The sequence below is a fragment of the Actinokineospora sp. UTMC 2448 genome (genome assembly GCF_024760565.1).
Taxonomy (GTDB): domain Bacteria; phylum Actinomycetota; class Actinomycetes; order Mycobacteriales; family Pseudonocardiaceae; genus Actinokineospora; species Actinokineospora fastidiosa.
In genome coordinates this window covers 6,927,213-6,945,848 of record NZ_CP031087.1, presented here as the reverse complement: position 1 = coordinate 6,945,848, position 18,636 = coordinate 6,927,213, and the positions used below count along the sequence as shown (strand labels likewise).

The window sequence follows — 18,636 nt, the reverse complement described above, 5'->3', positions numbered from 1 at the left end:
ACGAGAAGGGAATCCGACAATGGGCGGTAACCGCCGGAGTGTGCGGGTGGCCATCGTCGGCGTCGGTAACTGCGCGGCGTCGCTCGTCCAGGGTGTGCACTACTACCGCGACGCCGATCCGGCCGCGCGGGTGCCGGGTCTGATGCACGTCCAGTTCGGCGACTACCACGTCGGCGACGTGGAGTTCGTCGCGGCGTTCGACGTCGACGCCAAGAAGGTCGGCCGGGACCTGTCCGAGGCGATCGTGGCCAGCGAGAACAACACGATCAAGATCTGCGACGTGCCGCCGCTGGGCGTCACCGTGCAGCGCGGGCACACCCTCGACGGGCTGGGTGAGTTCTACCGGCAGATCATCACCGAGTCCGACGAGGAGCCGGTCGACGTGGTGGCCGCGCTGCGCGAGGCCGAGGTCGACGTGCTGGTGTCGTACCTGCCGGTGGGCTCGGAGGACGCCGACCGCTTCTACGCCCAGTGCGCCATCGACGCGGGTGTGGCCTTCGTCAACGCGCTGCCGGTGTTCATCGCCTCGGACCCGGAGTGGGCGGCGAAGTTCACCGATGCGGGCGTGCCGATCGTCGGCGACGACATCAAGTCGCAGGTGGGCGCCACGATCACCCACCGGGTGATGGCCAAGCTGTTCGAGGACCGCGGGGTCGAGCTGCAGCGCACGTACCAGCTCAACTTCGGCGGCAACATGGACTTCATGAACATGCTGGAGCGCAGCCGCCTGCAGTCGAAGAAGATCTCCAAGACGCAGTCGGTGACCTCCCAGATCCCGCACGAGATGGCAAAGGCCGACGTGCACATCGGCCCGTCGGACCACGTGCCGTGGCTGGACGACCGCAAGTGGGCCTACGTGCGCCTGGAGGGCCGCTCCTTCGGCGACACCCCGCTGAACCTGGAGTACAAGCTGGAGGTCTGGGACTCCCCCAACTCCGCAGGCGTGATCATCGACGCGGTGCGCGCCGCCAAGATCGCGCTGGACCGCGGCATCGGCGGGCCGATCCTGTCGGCGTCGTCCTACTTCATGAAGTCGCCGCCGGAGCAGTACGCCGACGACGACGCGTTCGAGGCAGTGGAGGCGTTCATCCGCGGCGACGTCGAGCGGTAACTGCGCGCGTCCGGGTCGCCACCTGGGGTTTCCCGGGTGGCGGCCCGCGGAGTGTTCGCCGCCCGTTCACCTCGATGCCCGCTGCGCATGGTCTTCGGCTCCTAGGTTCGCGCCGTTCCCGACTGAACCGCGTGGCCGCCCGGAACCCGGGGTGGCCTGCAAGGAGGCACCGTGTCCGACGGCCGGATCGATCTACCGCTGCTGCCGCCCCACCACCCGCTCGGCCGCGCGGCGGTGACCTGCGAGTACCGCTGCGGCAACGCCTGTTCCCACGAGGCGCCCAACACCTCGGACAACGAGTACTTCGGCGACGTCGTCCGCTCGATGGTCTCCCGCAGAGGGATGCTCAAGGCGGGCGCCGTGCTCGGCATCGCGGGCGCGGGCGTCGCGGCGACCGGCGGCGTCGCCGCGGCCCACCGCGGCCCCGGCGGCCACCGCCCGCCGCGCGGCCTGGACTTCGCGCCGGTCGCGCCCAACACCGAGGACCGGATCGTCGCGCCCGCCGGCTACCGCACCGACGTGGTGATCCGCTGGGGCGACCCGGTGCTGCCGGGCGCGCCCGCGTTCGACTTCGACAACCAGACCCCGGAGTCCGCGGCCGCGCAGTTCGGGTTCAACAACGACTTCTGCGGGCTGGTGCCGCTGCGCCGCGACCAGTGGCTCATGGTGAGCAACCACGAGTACAGCAGCGAGCCGTTCATGTTCAAGGGCTACAGCGCGTCGGCCCCGACCGAGGAGCAGGTCCGCATCGCGTGGGCCAACCACGGCATGTCGGTGGTCGTCGTCGAGCGCGACCGGCGCTCGGGCGCGCTGAAGGCGAAGGTGGACCGGCACTACAACCGCAGGATCACCGCGACGTCGGAGTTCGAGGTCAGCGGCCCGGTCGCCGGGCACGACCTGCTCAAGACCACCGCCGACCCGTCGGGGCGCAAGGTGCTGGGCACGCTCAACAACTGCGCGGGCGGCGTGACCCCGTGGGGCACGATCCTGTCCGGCGAGGAGAACTTCAACCAGTACTTCGCCAACGGCAACAAGGTCACCGACCCGGTGGTGAAGGCCCGTCTGGCCCGTTACGGCCTGGTCGGCGGCGCGAGCGGCCGCAAGTGGGAGAACTTCGACGACCGCTTCGACCTGGCGAAGGAGCCCAACGAGGCCAACCGGTTCGGCTGGATCGTCGAGATCGACCCGTACGAGCCCGACGCCAAGCCGGTCAAGCACACCGCGCTCGGCCGCTTCAAGCACGAGGGCGCCAACGTGCACGTGGCCCGCGACGGCCGCGTGGTCGCGTACATGGGCGACGACGAGCGCTTCGACTACATCTACAAGTTCGTGTCCAAGGAGCGCGTGCGCCCGGGCAACAGCCGCTGGGCCCGCGCGCACAACAAGAAGCTGCTCACCGAGGGCACGCTGTACGTCGCCAAGTTCACCGGCGACTCCCCGGCCGCGGAGATCGACGGCTCGGGCACGCTGCCCGCCGACGGCCAGTTCGACGGCGTCGGCCACTGGATCCCGCTGGCCAGCGGCCGCAAGTCGTTCGTCGAGGGGATGAGCGCCGAGGAGGTCTACACCTTCACCCGCCTGGCCGCGGACAAGGTCGGCGCGACGAAGATGGACCGGCCCGAGGACGTCGAGGCCAACCCGCGCGACGGCCGGGTGTACGCGGCGCTGACCAACAACACCGACCGGGGCAAGCCGGGCAAGGAAGGCCCGACCGAGATCAACCCGCGCAACGGCAACCGGCACGGGCACGTGCTGGAGTGGGAGGAGCACCGCGGCGACAACACCGCGACCACCTTCCGCTGGCGGCTGCTGCTGGTCTGCGGCGACCCGGCGGCGTCGGACACCTACTTCGGCGGCTACGACAAGAGCCAGGTCAGCCCGATCTCCTGCCCGGACAACCTGGCCTTCGACAAGCACGGCAACCTGTGGATCTCCACCGACGGCAACGCGCTGGGCTCCAACGACGGCATCTTCGCCACCGCGACCACCGGCCGCGAGCGCGGCCACCTCAAGCAGTTCCTCACCGTGCCGAGCGGCGCGGAGGCCTGCGGCCCGGTGATCGAGGAGGACTTCGTGCTGGTGTCGGTGCAGCACCCGGGCGAGGTCGACGGCGCGTCCGCGGACAACCCCGCATCGCACTGGCCCGACGGCGGCGCGACCCAGCCGCGGCCGTCGGTGGCCGTGGTGTGGAAGCCCGGTCGCGCGATCGGCTCCTGAGTGGACGGACGCCCGCGGCGCGCGCCGACGCGGGCGTCCCGTTTAGGGTTGGGCCATGCCCATCGCGCTCATCACCGGTGCCTCCCGGGGCATCGGCGCCGCCGTGGCCCGCTCGCTGGCCGACAGCCACACGCTCCTGCTGGGCGGCCGCGACGCCGACGCCCTGGGCGCGGTGGCCGCCGGGCTGCCCGACGCCCGCCCGTGGCCGGTCGAGCTGACCGACCCGGCGGCCGTTGCCGATGCCGTCGCCGGGATCGACCGGCTCGACGTGCTGGTGCACTCCGCGGGCATGGCCAGGGTCGGCCCGCTCACCGAGGCCCCCGCCGAGCTGTGGCGGCGGATGTACGAGGTCAACGTGGTCGCCGTCGCCGAGTTGACCCGGCTGCTGCTGCCCGCCCTGCGCGCGGCCCGCGGCCGGGTGGTGCTCATCAACTCCGGCGCGGGCCGGGTCGCCAACGCCGGGTGGGGCCCGTACGCGGCCAGCAAGTTCGCCCTGCGCGCCTACGCCGACATCCTGCGCGATGAGGAGCCGGACCTGCGGGTCACCACGGTCTACCCCGGCCGCACCGCGACCGACATGCAGAAGGTGGTCCGCGCCGACGAGGGCGGGGCGTACGAGCCGCACCGCTACCTGCGCCCGGAGTCCGTCGCCGCCGCCGTCCACCACGCGGCCACCGCCCCGGACGACGCGCACCTGACCGAGATCGTGGTGCGCTCGCGCGGCTGATCGGGAAGACGCGCCGCCCGCCTGGTCCGGGTCGTGGCGGGCTCGGGCGGCAGAGGCCGATCAGTACGTCACGGTGACGTAGCGCCGTCCGTCGGCGCCGACGACCGCGATCGACGCCAGGTCGTCGCGGGGGACGGCGGCCGTGCCGTCCACGGAGACGCCGTCCAGCTCGTGCTCGGGCGAGCCGATCCAGGCCGCCACCGTGATCTCCGCGCCGGAGCGGGTGCGGAGCACGATGTCGTACCGCTGCCCCGGCGGCGCGCCGAGCACCGCGGCCCGCACGCGGATCCAGCCCGGCTCCGGGGTGACCGCGGCCGTGAGCCGCACGCTGGTGCCGGTGTCGGTGGCCGCGTCGACCTCGGCGGGCGCCGCCGGTGTGGTCGGCGGCGGCGACGGCAGCGGGTGCGGCGGGACGTCCGGGGCGAGCGCCCGCCCGACCGCCAGGCCGCCGAGCACCGCCCCGAGGACCGCGGCGGCCACCGCCGCCCGCTTCCACCACGTCGCGTGGCCGCCGCGCGTCATCGGAACTCCAATCCCCCCGAATCGTCCTTAGTCGACTTCGTGGAAGAGGTCGGCGAAGGAATCGTCGAGATACGGGCTGAGCGAATAGTCGAAGTCGATCCCCGCCCGCGAGGTCACGCCGATGACGTACCCGAGGGACAGGTTGTAGTCGTAGCCTTCCAGCCACGGTCCGCCGCTGGCCCCGCCGGTGAGGATGCACCCGACGTAGACGTAGGAGTCGAACCAGCTGCCGTCGTAGGTCGTGACCTTGTCGCAGTAGTACGGGACGTCGCCGGGATAGCCGTCGTTGGCGGGGTAGCCCCAGACCACGACGGTGTGGCCGTAGCCCATGTTGATCTTGATCCCGTTGCCGCCCACGACGTCGACGACGTTGAGGCCGTCGCGCGCGTAGAGGTTCACGAAGCCGTAGTCGTAGTCGTCGTCGGAGTCGTCGGTCCACGCCGACCAGACCGTCCACCGCTGCGCCCAGAAGATGCCGTGCGGACGCGAGTCGCCGTGCAGGCCGGGCACGAAGAACGCCTCGGTGAACAGCCAGTCGCCGCCCTCGCCGCCGTGCAGGCAGTGCGCGGAGGTGGAGATCAGGTTCCGCGAGCCGCTGTTCACCACCGACGCCGAGCACCAGCCGGTGCTCGACCCGTCGGCGTTGGCGATGTACATCCGGCCGTGCGCGCCGGGCGCGGGCAGGTTGGCCGTCTGCCGGACCGTGGCGGCCGCGGGCTCGGCGACCGACCGCGGCAGCGCCGCCGGGTCCACCGCCTTCGGCGTCCCGTCGGGCTCCGGCGCGGCGATCGGCTTGGCCGTCCTGATCACCTCGTCGATGCGCTCATCGGTCCACCGCGCGGCCCGCGTCTCGGCGAGATCGGCGGCGGCGGTCCCGGAGACCGGCGCCAGCGCCTCCTCCGCCGAGGCCGTCGAGCCGACGGTCAGCCCGGACAGGGCGAGCACCGCGCAGACTAAAGGTCTTCCCCAGTTCATGATTCCGCTCCTTGTGATGGCAGGTCGAAGGAGCGCGCCAGGAATCGATCGAACACCGGATGCCGAGATTTCCCCCATGTGTCACTCCCCCGCCATCGACGGTCCCACCGGAGGATGCAACGCCATACCGCCGAACGGGTGTATCGAGCTGATCCTTTCGGCCCGGTATGAGCGGTTTCCGCTACGCGGTGAGGCGATGGGTGATTTCCCTGGTGGCGGCCTGCGCCGCGGCCCGGTCCACCTTCGTGGGCTCCCGGTCGGCGACGACCTGCTCGCCCGCGACCCACACGTCGTTGACCGTCCGCGAGCCCGCCGCCCAGACCAGGTTGGCGAGCAACTGCTCGTCGGAGACGTCCAGCCCGCCCGCGAAGGCCGGGTCGTCGACGCCGACGTGCACCATGTCCGCCCACGCGCCCTCGGCCAGCGTGCCGATGTCGTCGCGGTGCAGCGCGGCCGCGCCGCCCCGGGTGGCGAGCAGCAGGACGTCGACCGCGCCGAGCACCGTGGAGTCCATCGTGGACACGCGGGCGATCATCGCGGTCCAGCGCATCTCCTCCCAGAGATCCAGGTCGTCGTTGCTCGCCGGGCCGTCCGTGCCCAGGCCGAGCGGGACGCCCGCGCGCAGCAGGTCGGGCACGCGCGCGATGCCGGAGGCCAGCTTCGCGTTCGACCCCGCGCAGTGCGCCACCGACACCCCGTGCCGGGCGAACAGCGCGATGTCCGAATCGGACAGGTGCACGGCGTGCGCGGCCAGCACCCGGCCGCCCACCAATCCCGCGGACTCCAACAGGGCGGGCACCGACCCGTGCGCCGCGCGCTGCTTGACGTCCTCGGGAAGGGACTCGGCGACGTGGATCTGCACCAGCGCCCCGCGGGCGCGCGCCGACTCGCCGACGGCGGTCAGCGCCTCCGGCGGGAGCATGTACGCCGAGTGCGGTCCGTAGCCCAGCTCGACCCGCTCGCCGGGGCCCATGCGCAGCCCGTCGGTGTCGATCCAGGCGTCGATCTCGGCCAGCAGCGCCCGCCAGTCCCAGCCGGGGGCGTCGATGATCGCGGGCGCCAGCACCATGCGCGCCCCGGTCTCCAGGACGGCGGAGGCGACCTCGGCGCCGTGGAAGTACATCTCCGCGCTCGTGGTCACGCCAGCGCGCAGCATCTCCACCGAGCCGAGCACCATGCCCGCGCGCACGTCCGCCGGGGTCATCCGCGCCTCGGCAGGCCAGATGACCTCGGTCAGCCAGCGCATCAGCGGGAGGTCGCCGCCCATGCCGCGCAGCACGGTCATCGGGCTGTGCGCGTGGGTGTTGACCAGGCCGGGCATGAGGATCCCGGTCAGCGACCGGGTCGGGAGGTCCACCTCGGGCGCGGTCGCGGCGGGGCCGACGTGGCTGATCCGCCCGTCCACCACGTCGACGACGGCATCGCGCAGGACCGAGCAGGCGGGGTCGCAGGGCAGGACGATCGGGGCACGCAGACGCATGCCGACGATCCTGCCATTCTCAGCGCCGCCGGAACGCGGGCCTGCCCAGGGAGTCCACCGCGGGGACGTAGGCGTCGGGCGAGTGCTCGACGGTCACCCCGGCGGCGTCGAAGGAGTGCAGCACGGCCCGGTTCAGCTCGACGGCGACCCGGTCGCGCCACAGCGTCCTGTCGGAGGAGGTGTCCAGGCCGAGCCGTTCGGCGACCGCGGCGGCCATGCCGTAGGCGGCGTCGTCGGCCAGGACGTCCTCGCCGATCGCGCGGCACAGGTACACCCCGTTGTACGGCGCGGCCGGGTACTCGATGCCGCCGATCGCCAGGCGCATGTTGCTGATGACCGGGACCGCGTGCCAGCGCAGCCCCAGCTCGGCGAACCAGGCCAGCTCCGGGTGCGTCAGCGCGACCTCCAGCACCGCGTCCCTCGGCAGCTGGTGCACCTGCACGCCCTCGTGGTCGGTCTCCACCACCAGCGGCAGCTGGTCGAACGCGCCCCGGGTGCTGGGCGGGCGCCAGCCCAGCCTGCACACGCCCGTGGTGAAGTCGGCGTACCTGCGGTCGCCGACGAACCCGTCCGCCATCCGGTAGCCCGCGTACCGCACGAGCTGGTCGTTGCGGATGCGGGGCCCGGCGCGCCAGGGCGTGTCGGGGGCGAACACGGTGACCATCGGCCGCACGGCGCCGTCGCCCGCGGCCATCACCAGGTGCTGGGCGCAGTGCTCGGCCACCGAGGTGGCGTCGCGGACCTGGCGCAGGTCGCGCACCAGGATGCCGCGCCACGGCACGCCCTCCGGGCACCAGCCGCTCTCCCGCAGCGCGACCCGCGCGCCGAAGGCCAGCTCGGCCGGGGTGTGCCGGTAGGTGCCGGTGGCCGCGATCTCCGCGCGGACCTTGGCCATGCGCGCGTCGAGGTCGCCCGCTCTCGGCCGCGCGGTGTGGAAGTCCCGCAGGAACGCGGCGGCCTCGGCGAACAGCGGGACGGTCGCCGAGCGGGTCGTGTCGTCGCGCAGAGCGGTCACGTCACTGATATCGGTGCCCTGGCCGCGCGACTCGACTACTCGACAGTGTGGTGTCGCGTCGATTCGCGTCACACAGGGTTAGTCGGTCACCCGGACGAACATCAGATCGCGGGAGATGCGGCCCTCCTCGTTGGCCCGCGACTCGAACTTCGTCACCGGCCGCCAGTCCGGCCGGGGCGCCCAGCCGTCGTGCTGGTTGCGCAGCCGGGGCTCGGCGGAGAGCACTTCCAGCATCTGGTCGGCGTAGTCCGCCCAGTCGGTGGCGAGGTGGATGACCGCGCCCGGGGCGAGCCGGGACGCGGCCAGCGCGATGAAGTCCGGCTGCACCAGCCTGCGCTTGTGGTGGCGCTTCTTCGGCCACGGGTCCGGGAAGAAGATCCGCATCCCGGCCAGCGTGCCCGGCTCGATGTGCCGGGTGAGCAGGTCGACGGCGTCCCCGCGCAGCAGCCGCAGGTTCGCCAGGCCCAGCGCCTCCGCGCGCAGCAGCAGCTGGGCCAGCCCCGGCTGGTAGACCTCGACGGCCAGGTAGTTCAGCTCCGGCGCGGCCGCGGCCAGCCGCGCGGTCGTCTCGCCCATGCCGGAGCCGATCTCCAGCAGCACGGGCGCCTCGCGGCCGAACCAGCCCGCGAGGTCGAGCGGGCCGTCGGGCAGCTCGCCGATGAGGCGGCCCAGCTCGGGCCAGCGCCGCTCCCACGCGCGGGCCTGGCCGACGGTCATCCGGCCGCCGCGGTGCACGAAGCTGACGACGGAGCGCCGGTGTTCGTCGGTGGGTGTCACACGGGCAAGCGTGCCAGGTCAGGCCCGGATGGACTCCAATCGGGCCAGGTTCGCGCGCAGGTCGGCCGGTCCGGCGACGGCGATGGGCGGCGGGGCCGTGCTGGCGTGCGCGCCGACCACGTCGATCCAGCCCGCGTGGCGGTGGGTGTGCGCCAGGGTGGTCGGCACGCCGGGCGCGTCCAGCGTGCGCTCGGACGGCATGAACTCCCAGTAGCCGGTGTCGCCGTCCATGCCCCAGGGCACGAACACCCATCCGGGGCGGGCGGAGAGCAGCTTGGCGACGCGGTCCTCCACCACGAAGCCCTCCCGCCGCGAGGCGAGCGAGCCCTCGGCGACGGCCCGCACCCACCACGGCGCGGGCAGGTTCGGGTCGGCGGCCGACGCTGCCCGGTAGAGGGCGACGACCTGCTGCTCGGGCGCGCGGTGCACCCACGATCTGCGCGCGTCGGCAGGCACGGCGGCCATGCGGCCGTGCGGCTGTTCCAGCGCGTCGGACCATTCCAGTCCGATGAGGGGTTCGACGTGCAGGCCGCGGCTCTGCGGCTCGGACGAGGTCGGCCGGGGACGTCCGGCGTTGATCACCGTCAAGGTTCACCTCCGGGGGCTCCTGACGGGGGTCTCCATCCAATACGAACAGTGCCTTATCCCCATTGTCCGCATTGTGTGCGCGACCTCACCACCGCTTAACGTGTATTTAATCGACCTGCCCGGAGTTGGAAACCGGGTTATCTCCGCGCGCGCCCGCAATTTGCCACTGAACCTGGAAAGATGCAGCTAGACGGCGCGAAGCCCGGGCCGACCCCCGAAAGGCGACCCGGGCTCCGTCATTTCCCCGGTGTGGTCCGACAACCCCCGAATGCGTGCCGGACCGAAGGCTCAGGCGTCCCGCCTGCGGGCCACGGCGAGCGCGGCGATCAGCAGGGCGACACCGACGCCCGCGAAATACGCCAGCGATCCCCACGGCCCCAGCGGCCGCTCGTCGAACGGGCCGAGCAGGAACTGCTCCGACATCGCGAACGGCATCCAGTTGCGGATGTCCTGCCCGACGTCGGGGATCAGCGTGACGAGGTTCTCCACCAGCATCGACCAGATCAGCAGCACCGCGATCGCGCCCGCCGACTGGCGGAGCAGCACGCCCACCGCGACCGCGATGACCGCGGCCACGCCGAACACCAGCGGCACGCCGATCACGGCCCGCCACTCCGCTGCGGAGTCCAGCGCCAGCGGGGCGTCGGGCAGCACGAGCATCGACACGCCCAGCGAGCCGAACGCGGCGACCAGGCCGATGAGGACGGACAGCGCGGTGACGACGCCCGTCTTGGCCAGCAGCGCCGCCGCCCGGTTGGGCACGGCCAGGAAGGTGGCGCGGATGGTGGAGAAGCGGTACTCGGTAGTGACGGCCAGCGCGGCCATCACGAGCACCACCATGAGGCCGAACTGGTAGCCGAACTGGGTCTGGGAGACCTCGAACTCGGCGGGGCGGCTGGCGTTCAGCGCGATGATCAGCGCGAAGCCGATGGTCAGTCCGAGCGCGGCCAGCGTGGACCACCACGGCGAGCGGGTGGTGAGCAGCTTGATGCGCTCGGTGGCGAGCAGCGTGGTCATCAGGCGTCCCTCTTGTTGGCCGAGACGATGGACAGGATCAGCAGGACCAGGGCGAACCCGGCGAAGTAGGCCAGCGACCACCACGGGCTCAGCTCGGCGGTCGACGGCGGCGGGCCGAACTCGACCGGCCGCGCGCTCGGGTCCGGGTCGCCGGTGACGAAGTTGTTGGCCACGTTGAACGGCAGCCACTTGTAGATGTCGTCGCCGACGTTCGGGATGAGCTGCACCAGGCTCTCGACGAGCTGGGAGTAGATCAGCAGCGCGGAGATGGCGCCCGCGGAGTGGCGGATGAACGTGCCCACCGCGACGGCGATCACCGCGGAGAAGAAGTAGACCAGCGCGACGCCCGCGACCGCGCGCCAGGCGTAGGGCGAGTCGAGCGCGAGGTCGGCCTCCGGGGTGATGAGCTTGGCGATCCCCCACGAGCCGAAGGCGGCGACCGCGCCGATGAGCGCGCCGAGGGTGGCGACGACGGCGGTCTTGGCCAGCAGCGCGGCCGTGCGGTTGGGCACGGCGAGGAAGGTGGCGCGGATGGTGGAGAAGCGGTACTCGGTGGTGACGGCCAGCGCGGCCATCACCATGACCACCACGACGCCGAAGTTGTAGCCGAACTGGGTGGCGGCCAGGTCCATCGGCGCGGTGTCGTCCGATGTGCCTGCCATGAGCGCGGCGAAGCCGATGGTCACGACGAGCGCGGCGAGCATGGACCACCACGGCGAGCGCGTGGTGAACAGCTTGAGCCGCTCGACGGCGAGCAGGGTCATGTCGTCACTTCCCCGCGGCGATCAGGTCGGCGGCGGCCGGGGCGTCGAGGTCGGTGTGGTACTCCACGGAGTCGCCGGTCAGCTGCATGAACGCCTCCTCGAGCGAGCCGCGCTGCGGGCTGAGCTCGTGCAGCACGACGCCGTTGGCCGCGGCCAGCTCGCCGATGTCGGCGCTCTCCATGCCGGACACGACCAGGCTGTCGCCCTCGTCGCGCAGGGAGACGCCGGTGCGGCCCAGCGCGCCGCGGAGCACCGCGAGCTGCGGGCTGCGCACGCGCACGGTGTTCTCGGTGGCGGCGGCCACGAACTCCTCGGTGCTGCTGTGCGCGATCAGCCTGCCGCGGCCGATGACGATCAGGTCCTGCGCGGTGAGCGCCATCTCCGAGAGCAGGTGGCTGGAGACGAACACCGTGCGGCCCTCGTCGGCCAGCCGGTGCATGAACTTGCGGATCCAGAGGATGCCCTCGGGGTCGAGGCCGTTGACCGGCTCGTCGAACAGCAGCACCTGCGGGTCGCCCAGCAGCGCGCCCGCGATGCCGAGGCGCTGCGACATGCCCAGCGAGAAGCCGCCCGCGCGCTTGTTGGCGACCCCGCTCAGGCCCACCAGGTCCAGCACCTCGTCGACGCGCTTGGCGGGGAGCTGGTTGGACCGGGCCAGCCACCGCAGGTGCCCCCGGGCGCTGCGGTTGGGGTGCACCCACTTGGCGTCCAGCAGCGCGCCCACCGTGCGCAGCGGGTGCTTGAGGTCGGCGTAGGGCTTGCCGCCGATCAGCGCCGAGCCGCCGGTGGGGGTGTCCAGGCCGAGGATCATCCGCATGGTGGTCGACTTCCCGGCGCCGTTCGGGCCCAGGAACCCGGTGACCCTGCCGGGCGTCACGGAGAAGGACAGGTTGTCGACGGCCAGCGTCTTGCCGTACCGCTTGCTGAGGCCCCTTGCCTCGATCATGGTGTGGCTCCTCGTTCGATGCCTGTGGTGCCGCGCGTCCCCGGCGCGGTCGTCCCCCGCTTGACACCATCGTCCCCATCCCCGGGTCGGAGGGCGTCGTCCTGCGGTAGCTACTTGGGGTCAGCTTCCGGGAGTAGCCTCGCTCAGCCGAACGAGTGGATGAATCGGTGACGACCCTGAGCGAACCCTGAAACCCGGTGACGGGGAGTAGGGGTGGCACCAGTTATTGAATGGTGGTTCAATAACGGTGTGCCCCGCCCCAAGACCATCTCCGACCAGCGGTTGATCGAGGCGACGTCGCTGGTCATCGGCCGGGCGGGGCCCGGGTTCACCCTGGCCATGGTGGCCGAGGAGGCGGGCGTGTCGGTGGGCACGGTCGCGGGCCGGTTCGGCTCCAAGGCCGGTCTGCTGCGCGCGCTCACCGAGCGGGGAATCGACCAGGCGGCGCCGGTCATCCGGGCGGCGTGGGACGCGGAGCCGGACCCGGTGGCGGGCCTACGCGCCGCGGCCACCGTGCTGCACGCGGCCCTGGGCGACGCCAGGGAGGCCGCCAACCACCTCGGCCAGCTGGGCGTGGACTTGCAAGACCCGGTCCTGCGCGAACTGCTGGGCCGGTACTACGCGGCGATGGAGGCCGAGCTCGCCGCGTGCTGCGCGGCCGCGCGCGAGGGCCTGCCCGGCATGCCCGCCCCGCCGGTGGCGGCGCGGGTGCTGCTGGGCCTGGCCAACGGCGCGGCCCTCGACTGGTCGATCCGACCACTGGGGACCCTGGCCGACCGGCTGGGCGAGGACGTCGACGCGGTGCTGGCCTGCTGGCGCCGAGGATGAGGAGCGGACGTGACTCTGCGGGAGAAGATCGCCGTGGTCACCGGGGCGACCCGGGGCTGCGGCCGGGGAATCGCGGTCGAACTGGGCGCCGCGGGCGCGACGGTGTACGTCACCGGTCGCACCACGCGGGAGTCCCGGTCGCCGATGGGACGGAAGGAGACGATCGAGGAGACGGCGGAACTGGTCGACGCCGCGGGCGGGCGCGGCATCCCGGTGCGGTGCGACTTCACCGCGGTCGACGACGTCCGCGCGTTGCGTGACCGGATCGCCGAAGAGCACGGCCGCATCGACATCCTGGTGGACGACGTCTGGGGCGGCGACCCCTTCGTCGAGTTCGACAAGCCGCTGTGGGAGACCGACCTGGAGAAGGCCTTGGGCGTGGTGCACAACGGCCTGGACACCCACCTGATCGCCCTGCACACCCTGCTCCCGCTGGTGGTGTCCGCGCGCGGCCTGGTCATCGAGGTCACCGACGGCGACGACGACAACTACAGCTACCCGGGCGTCGGCGCGCCGTACTTCCTGGTGAAGTCCGGCATCCGCGCGCTGGCCCGCGTCATGGGCAAGGACCTGGAGCCCCACGGCGTCGTCGCCATGGGCGTCACCCCCGGCTTCCTCCGCTCGGAGATGATGCTGGAGCACTTCGGCGTCACCGAGGCCAACTGGCGCGACGCCCCCGACCCGCACTACGCCCTGTCGGAAACCCCCCGCTACCTCGGCCGCGCCGTCGCCCACCTGGCCGCTGACCCGAACGTCTCCCGGTACGCGGGCAAGACCCTGGCCAGCTGGACCCTCATGCGCGAGTACGGCTTCACCGACGTCGACGGCAGCAAGCCCGACTGGGGCCGCTGGTTCGCCGATGTCGTCAAGCCGGGCGTCGACCCGGCCACAGTGGACCCGGAGAAGTACCGGTAGGGGCCGGGGTCAGAACCACGAGGAGACCTCGTCGGCGAACCTGGGCACGGTCCTGCGGAACCGCTCCAGGAACTCGGGCATGGACGTGGGAGGCCTGCGCAGGTCGTCGACGAGCTCCCGCACACATCGGACGGTGCGGTCCGGGTAGAGGTCAAGCTGGTCGAGCAGGAAGTCGTCAGGATGCTTGGTGTCGATGTCGTAGGGAGCACAGGCGCTGCGCGGAAAGTCCGCGATATTGGCCGTCACGATAATTTCCGCGTTCGCCCGCACGGCGGCGGCCAACACATGGGCGTCCTTTGGATCATTCGTCATCGCTCCGATTAGTGACGCGTAGTCCTGACCTCTGCATCAGGGAAGTGCTCACGCATCACCCGAACCCTCCAGGCCGCCTTCTCCGTGCTCACACCGAGTCGGGGGAGGGTGCGCTCTACCTCCCGCAGCACGTGGTCCGACCACAGCGGTCGGTAGGTCTCGTGTTCGGCCAGCCGCAGCAGGAGGTCGGTCAGGTGAACGGGCACGAGAACGTTCGCGTCCAGGAAGGCTGGGAAGGCCATCCGACGATTTTGTCAGCGGGTGGGCACAAAACCGGTGCCGGTGTCGTAGAGGCCGTCATCGTCAGCCTCTTGGGTGAGTTCACGAAGCGCTAGGCGACGGCGCTCCCGCGCTCGGTCGCGGTAGGCGACCAGATCCGCCAGCCGGATGCGGCGGTGGCGACCGGGCTTCTCGAAGGCGATGTCGCCCTTCTCCAGGAGTTTGACCAGGGTGGGGCGGGAGATGCCGAGCATGTCGGCGGCCTGCTGGGTCGTCAGCATCGTGTCGTGGGGGGCGATGGTGATCGCCTTGCCCTTGACCAAGGCGTCGATCACCTGGCGCAAGGTTCGGTAGACCTCGTCGGGGATCTCGGTCTCGGTGCCGTCCGGGCCCACGAGCCGGGCCTTCTCCTCGCGGGGCAGCCTGGCCAGCAGGTTCGAGAGTTCCTCCTGGTCGCGGGTGTCGGGCTCGGGTGGCAGCAGCGTGCGCTCTTCGAGCTCGGTGACGGCGGGCACGGCGAGACCTCCTTCCACAACCCAGGGTCGGATGGCCAGTGTAGCGAAAAAATCGAAAGATCGGGGATCGGTGAACAGCGGGCCTGCTGCGCGCTCTCAGAGGTCCCCCGGGCGGACCAGGCCGGTCTCGTAGGCCAGGACCACCGCCTGGACGCGGTCGCGCAGGTCCAGTTTGGACAGCACGCGCCCCACGTGGGTCTTCACCGTCGCCTCGGACAGGAAGAGCTTGCGGGCGATCTCGGTGTTCGACAGGCCCTGCGCGACCAGGACCAGGACCTCGCGCTCGCGTTCGGTGAGGGCGTCGAGGACCTTCGCGTCGCGGAGTTCGCCGCCGCTCTGGCCGAGGAAGCGGTCGAGGAGGCGGCGGGTCACGCTCGGGGAGACGACCGCGTCGCCGCTGGCGACCGAGCGAAGGGCCGAGACCAGGTGCGCGGGCGGGGTGTCCTTCAGCAGGAACCCGCTCGCGCCCGAGCGCAGCGCCGACAGGGCGTACTCGTCGAGGTCGAAGGTCGTCATCACGAGCACCTTCGACGTCCCCGCCGCGGTGATCGCCTTGGTGGCCTCCACGCCGTCGAGCACCGGCATGCGGACGTCCATCAGCACCACGTCCGGCCGCAGCTGCTCGGCCATGGCGATGGCCGCGCGGCCGTCGCCCGCCTCGCCGACGACCTCCATGTCGTCCTGGGCCCCGAGCACCATGCGGAACCCGACGCGCATCAGCTCCTGGTCATCGACCACCACTACCCGGATCACGCGGGCCAACGTAGCGCGCCCAAGCTGAACGTGTCCTAAGCAGCGGTCACCGGGAGCACCGCGTGCACCCGCCAGCCGCCGGTCGGCAGCGGCCCCGCCTCCAGCGAACCGCCGAAGACGTGGGCGCGCTCGCGCATCCCGATCAGCCCGTTGCCCCCGGACGCCAGTCCGCGTTTCGCGCCCCGGCCCCGGTCGGTGATGTCCAGCTCGACCTGGTCCCCGTCGCGCTTGACCCGCACCGCGGCCGACGCGCCCGGGCCCGCGTGCTTGATCGTGTTGGTCAGCGCCTCCTGGACGATCCGGTACACCCCCAGGCCCACGCCGGCGGGCAGGTCGTCCAGCTCGCCGGTCAGCTCGAGCACCACCGGCACGCCGACCGCGCGCACCCGCTCGGCCAGCTCGGAGATCGACTGCGCGCCCGGCTGCGGCGCCCTGCCGGTCTCGGCCGCGTCGCTGCGCAGCACGCCCAGCAGCCGCCGCAGCTCGGTGAGCGCGTCGCGGCCGGTCTGGGCCACCGTGCGGATCGCCTGCTCGGCCATGTCCGGGTCGGTGCGCACCGCGTACGCGGCGCCCTCGGACTGCACGACCATGACGCTCACCGCGTGCGCGACGACGTCGTGCAGCTCACGGGCGATGCGCGCGCGTTCCTCGCCGACGGCGATGCGGGCCTGGTGGTCGCGCTCGGTCTCCAGCAGCGCCAGCCGCCGCTCCACCTCGACGTGGTAGGCCCGCCGCGCGCCCGCGAACTCCCCCAGCACCCAGCACAGGGCGAAGATGATCGCGGCGAACGTGACCATGATCAGCGGCTCCATGCCGGAGAACCGCCAGAACGCCCACGCGCCGGTCCCGATCGCCAGCCCCACCGCGTACAGCGCGGCCTGGCGGCGCCCGACGTAGGCGACGAGCGTGTAGAGCGAGATGCCCAGCGCCATGTCCGCGACCCGCAGCCGCAGGTCGGGGGTGTCGTCGGAGCCCTCGCCGTGGGTGAACAGCTGCACCGCCCCCGCCGCCAGCACCAGGTACGCCGACAGCAGCGGGTTGCGCCTGCGGATCACCAGCGGCGCGGTCAGCCCGATGCCGACGAGGATCAGGATCGCCGTGTGCCAGCCCGAGGCCATCGCCGCGATCAGGGGCAGCTCGAACAGCGCGATCGCCACCGCGATGTGGGCGTCGCCCGCCATCGGGTGGGCCTTGAACCACAGGCTCAGCCTCCGCACCCCGAAAGCGTAGGCATGCTCACCACCCGCGCGCGTCACCCTGGCGTCGCACCCGCGATGAGCCCTGCGGCGGATGTCCGGGGAACGCCTCCGGCCCCCACCCCGGGCATGGCACGATCTCACCCGTATTCGAGGGGAGAAGCGTGTCGACCGAGCAGCCCAACTTCGCCGGTCCGCTGTCGGCGGCGGTGGCGCACCTGTGCACCCGGCTGCAGCCGCAGGTGTCCCCGCGCACCGCGGCCGGGTTCCGCGAGGTGCTGCGCAGGCTGGGCGCCCCGCTGCAGGTCGCCGTCGCTGGCCGGATCAAGTCCGGCAAGTCCACCCTGGTCAACGCCCTCATCGGCCGCCGGGTCGCGCCGACCGACGTCGGCGAGTGCACCCGGCTGGTGACCCGCTTCCAGTACGGCACCGTCGACCGCGTCGAGCTGGTGTTCTTCGACGGCCGCAAGCAGGTGCTGCCCTTCGACGCCGCGGGCATGATCCCCAAGGACCTCGACGTCGACTTCGACAAGGTCTCGCACCTGGAGGCGTACCTGACCAACGCCGTCCTGCGCGACCTGACCGTCATCGACACCCCGGGCCTCGGCTCCCTCGACCTCGCCTCGGTGAAGCGCACCGAGCAGCTGCTCGGCGCGGCCAAGCACCGCAAGGACGACGACTCCGAGGAGACCGACGACGACGAGCTCGACGAGACCTCCCGCAACGCGGTCGCGGGCGCGGAGGCCGTGCTCTACGTGGTCACCCAGGGCGTGCGCGCCGACGACCAGCAGGCCCTGGCCGCCTTCACCGCGGCGACCGCGAGCCGCGAGGCCGGGCCGGTCAACGCCATCGCCGTGCTGAACAAGGCCGACACGATCACCCCGGAGTCGGTCGCGGGCAGCGACGGCGACGTGTGGAAGGCAGCGTCGATCATCGCCGAGAAGCAGGCGGCCACGCTCAAGCCGAGGGTCGCCGACGTCATCCCGGTGATCGGCCTGCTCGCCGAGTCCGCCGAGTCCGGCGGCTTCACCTCAGCCGACGCCGACGCGCTGAAGACGCTGTCCCAACTGGACGACGCGACGTGGGAGACCATGCTCATGTCGGCCGACATCTTCACCACCTGGGACTGCGACGTCCCGGTCGGCACCCGCGTGCGGCTGCTGGAGAAGCTGGACCTCTACGGCATCCGCAGCGCCGTCGACGCGCTGCGCGCCGACCCGGAGCTGACCGCGGGCGCGCTGCGCCGCAGGCTGCTGGAGTCCTCCGGCCTGGCCCGCGTCCGCGCCCGGCTCGACGGCGTCTTCCGCGCCCGCGCCGACGGCATCAAGGCCGCCGCCGCGCTGGCCTCGGTGACCGCGCTCGCGCAGGCCTCCGGCGACGCGGGCGAGCGCCAGCGCGTCCACGACGCCATCGAGGTCCTGCTGCAGAAGCCCGAGGCCCACCAGCTGCGCCTGCTGGAGGCGCTGACCCTGGTCGCCTCCGGCGCCGTCGACATGCCCGAGGACCTCGCCGACGAGGTGCTGCGGGTCGGCTCGACCGCCGACGTCGGCGAGCAGCTCGGCCTCAAGGGCCGCCCGCACAAGGAGCTGTCGGCCTACGCGCTGGAGCGCGCGGGCTGGTGGCGCTCGTTCGCCTCCTTCGGCGCCACCCCGGCGCAGAGCCGCGTGGCCCACGTGGTGCACCGGTCGTACTTCCTCATTTGGCAGCAGTTGAAGGCGACGGGCGGCGCATGAGGCCGTCCCGGATCCGGCAGCGACTC

The 18,636-nt window shown here is 72.1% G+C and carries 20 protein-coding genes; 6 read left to right on the top strand and 14 right to left on the bottom strand.

Annotation, left to right across the window (positions count from 1 at the left end):
* The first annotated feature begins 19 nt into the window (after positions 1 to 19).
* The 3 genes from Actkin_RS32200 (at position 20) to Actkin_RS32190 (ending at position 4,055) form a co-directional block, all read left to right on the top strand.
* Positions 20 to 1,111 carry an inositol-3-phosphate synthase gene (locus Actkin_RS32200; RefSeq protein ID WP_258905342.1) on the top strand — a complete coding sequence of 364 codons (1,092 nt, stop codon included), beginning with the start codon at positions 20 to 22 and terminating at the stop codon, positions 1,109 to 1,111.
* A 171-nt stretch (positions 1,112 to 1,282) separates the two neighbouring features.
* Positions 1,283 to 3,328, top strand: coding sequence for a PhoX family protein (locus Actkin_RS32195; protein ID WP_258905341.1), 2,046 nt, complete (start codon positions 1,283 to 1,285; stop codon positions 3,326 to 3,328).
* Between the two features lie 55 nt (positions 3,329 to 3,383).
* A complete protein-coding gene (locus Actkin_RS32190) occupies positions 3,384 to 4,055 on the top strand; it encodes an SDR family oxidoreductase (protein WP_189209071.1) in 672 nt (223 codons plus the stop codon).
* 60 nt (positions 4,056 to 4,115) lie between these two features.
* Here the strand turns inward: Actkin_RS32190 and Actkin_RS32185 are convergent, their stop codons facing one another.
* The 9 genes from Actkin_RS32185 to Actkin_RS32145 form a co-directional block, all read right to left on the bottom strand.
* Positions 4,116 to 4,577, bottom strand: a complete 462-nt coding sequence (locus Actkin_RS32185) for a hypothetical protein (protein ID WP_258905340.1) — start codon at positions 4,575 to 4,577, stop codon at positions 4,116 to 4,118.
* Between the two features lie 27 nt (positions 4,578 to 4,604).
* Positions 4,605 to 5,552 (bottom strand): hypothetical protein, encoded by a 948-nt coding sequence (locus Actkin_RS32180; RefSeq protein ID WP_258905339.1) that lies wholly within the window; start codon positions 5,550 to 5,552, stop codon positions 4,605 to 4,607.
* A gap of 181 nt (positions 5,553 to 5,733) precedes the next feature.
* The gene (locus Actkin_RS32175) at positions 5,734 to 7,032 is read right to left on the bottom strand and encodes an amidohydrolase family protein (protein ID WP_258905338.1); all 1,299 of its coding nucleotides are present in this window, start codon (positions 7,030 to 7,032) and stop codon (positions 5,734 to 5,736) included.
* 19 nt (positions 7,033 to 7,051) lie between these two features.
* Complete coding sequence (locus Actkin_RS32170) at positions 7,052 to 8,047, bottom strand: nitric oxide synthase oxygenase (RefSeq protein ID WP_258905337.1); 996 nt, start codon at positions 8,045 to 8,047, stop codon at positions 7,052 to 7,054.
* 78 nt (positions 8,048 to 8,125) lie between these two features.
* The gene (gene trmB / locus Actkin_RS32165) at positions 8,126 to 8,764 is read right to left on the bottom strand and encodes a tRNA (guanosine(46)-N7)-methyltransferase TrmB (RefSeq protein ID WP_258908075.1); all 639 of its coding nucleotides are present in this window, start codon (positions 8,762 to 8,764) and stop codon (positions 8,126 to 8,128) included.
* A gap of 78 nt (positions 8,765 to 8,842) precedes the next feature.
* A complete protein-coding gene (locus Actkin_RS32160; protein WP_229786600.1) occupies positions 8,843 to 9,412 on the bottom strand; it encodes a hypothetical protein in 570 nt (189 codons plus the stop codon).
* Between the two features lie 288 nt (positions 9,413 to 9,700).
* Entirely contained in the window at positions 9,701 to 10,429 is a 729-nt protein-coding gene (locus Actkin_RS32155; RefSeq protein WP_189209076.1) for a hypothetical protein, read from the bottom strand.
* Positions 10,429 to 11,193 (bottom strand): ABC transporter permease, encoded by a 765-nt coding sequence (locus Actkin_RS32150; protein ID WP_258905334.1) that lies wholly within the window; start codon positions 11,191 to 11,193, stop codon positions 10,429 to 10,431. Before Actkin_RS32150 ends, Actkin_RS32155 begins: the two co-directional genes overlap by 1 nt.
* 4 nt (positions 11,194 to 11,197) lie before the next feature.
* Positions 11,198 to 12,139 (bottom strand): ABC transporter ATP-binding protein, encoded by a 942-nt coding sequence (locus Actkin_RS32145; RefSeq protein ID WP_189209078.1) that lies wholly within the window; start codon positions 12,137 to 12,139, stop codon positions 11,198 to 11,200.
* 249 nt (positions 12,140 to 12,388) lie between these two features.
* Between Actkin_RS32145 and Actkin_RS32140 the strand changes: the two genes are divergently transcribed.
* Positions 12,389 to 12,967 carry a TetR/AcrR family transcriptional regulator gene (locus Actkin_RS32140; protein ID WP_189209079.1) on the top strand — a complete coding sequence of 193 codons (579 nt, stop codon included), beginning with the start codon at positions 12,389 to 12,391 and terminating at the stop codon, positions 12,965 to 12,967.
* Positions 12,968 to 12,982: 15 nt separating this feature from the next.
* A complete protein-coding gene (locus Actkin_RS32135) occupies positions 12,983 to 13,882 on the top strand; it encodes an SDR family oxidoreductase (protein ID WP_258908074.1) in 900 nt (299 codons plus the stop codon).
* Positions 13,883 to 13,891: 9 nt separating this feature from the next.
* Here the strand turns inward: Actkin_RS32135 and Actkin_RS32130 are convergent, their stop codons facing one another.
* The 5 genes from Actkin_RS32130 to Actkin_RS32110 all read right to left on the bottom strand — a co-directional run bounded on the left by Actkin_RS32130 (position 13,892) and on the right by Actkin_RS32110 (position 16,862).
* Positions 13,892 to 14,194, bottom strand: a complete 303-nt coding sequence (locus Actkin_RS32130) for a VapC50 family PIN domain-containing toxin (RefSeq protein WP_258905331.1) — start codon at positions 14,192 to 14,194, stop codon at positions 13,892 to 13,894.
* 8 nt (positions 14,195 to 14,202) lie between these two features.
* A complete protein-coding gene (locus tag Actkin_RS32125; RefSeq protein WP_258905330.1) occupies positions 14,203 to 14,436 on the bottom strand; it encodes a PIN domain-containing protein in 234 nt (77 codons plus the stop codon).
* A gap of 12 nt (positions 14,437 to 14,448) precedes the next feature.
* Positions 14,449 to 14,928: a helix-turn-helix domain-containing protein gene (locus tag Actkin_RS32120; protein WP_258905329.1), complete on the bottom strand. Its 480-nt coding sequence runs from the start codon at positions 14,926 to 14,928 to the stop codon at positions 14,449 to 14,451.
* 96 nt (positions 14,929 to 15,024) lie between these two features.
* The gene (locus Actkin_RS32115; RefSeq protein WP_189209080.1) at positions 15,025 to 15,681 is read right to left on the bottom strand and encodes a response regulator; all 657 of its coding nucleotides are present in this window, start codon (positions 15,679 to 15,681) and stop codon (positions 15,025 to 15,027) included.
* 35 nt (positions 15,682 to 15,716) lie between these two features.
* Positions 15,717 to 16,862 (bottom strand): sensor histidine kinase, encoded by a 1,146-nt coding sequence (locus Actkin_RS32110; protein ID WP_189210067.1) that lies wholly within the window; start codon positions 16,860 to 16,862, stop codon positions 15,717 to 15,719.
* A gap of 179 nt (positions 16,863 to 17,041) precedes the next feature.
* On the opposite strand from Actkin_RS32110, the gene Actkin_RS32105 reads away from it, so the two are divergent.
* A complete protein-coding gene (locus Actkin_RS32105; RefSeq protein WP_258905328.1) occupies positions 17,042 to 18,610 on the top strand; it encodes a dynamin family protein in 1,569 nt (522 codons plus the stop codon).
* Positions 18,611 to 18,636: the final 26 nt, after the last annotated feature.

Excerpts from the sequence above, each read along its gene's own strand:
- Actkin_RS32200 (WP_258905342.1), top strand. The coding sequence starts at position 20 with ATGGGCGGTAACCGCCGGAGTGTGCGGGTGGCCATCGTCGGCGTCGGT.
- Actkin_RS32125 (WP_258905330.1), bottom strand. The coding sequence starts at position 14,436 with ATGGCCTTCCCAGCCTTCCTGGACGCGAACGTTCTCGTGCCCGTTCAC.
- trmB (WP_258908075.1), bottom strand. The coding sequence starts at position 8,764 with ATGACCGTCGGCCAGGCCCGCGCGTGGGAGCGGCGCTGGCCCGAGCTG.
- Actkin_RS32175 (WP_258905338.1), bottom strand. The coding sequence starts at position 7,032 with ATGCGTCTGCGTGCCCCGATCGTCCTGCCCTGCGACCCCGCCTGCTCG.
- Actkin_RS32130 (WP_258905331.1), bottom strand. The coding sequence starts at position 14,194 with ATGACGAATGATCCAAAGGACGCCCATGTGTTGGCCGCCGCCGTGCGG.
- Actkin_RS32155 (WP_189209076.1), bottom strand. The coding sequence starts at position 10,429 with ATGACCACGCTGCTCGCCACCGAGCGCATCAAGCTGCTCACCACCCGC.
- Actkin_RS32190 (WP_189209071.1), top strand. The coding sequence starts at position 3,384 with ATGCCCATCGCGCTCATCACCGGTGCCTCCCGGGGCATCGGCGCCGCC.
- Actkin_RS32145 (WP_189209078.1), bottom strand. The coding sequence starts at position 12,139 with ATGATCGAGGCAAGGGGCCTCAGCAAGCGGTACGGCAAGACGCTGGCC.
- Actkin_RS32150 (WP_258905334.1), bottom strand. The coding sequence starts at position 11,193 with ATGACCCTGCTCGCCGTCGAGCGGCTCAAGCTGTTCACCACGCGCTCG.
- Actkin_RS32110 (WP_189210067.1), bottom strand. The coding sequence starts at position 16,862 with ATGGCGGGCGACGCCCACATCGCGGTGGCGATCGCGCTGTTCGAGCTG.
- Actkin_RS32185 (WP_258905340.1), bottom strand. The coding sequence starts at position 4,577 with ATGACGCGCGGCGGCCACGCGACGTGGTGGAAGCGGGCGGCGGTGGCC.
- Actkin_RS32180 (WP_258905339.1), bottom strand. The coding sequence starts at position 5,552 with ATGAACTGGGGAAGACCTTTAGTCTGCGCGGTGCTCGCCCTGTCCGGG.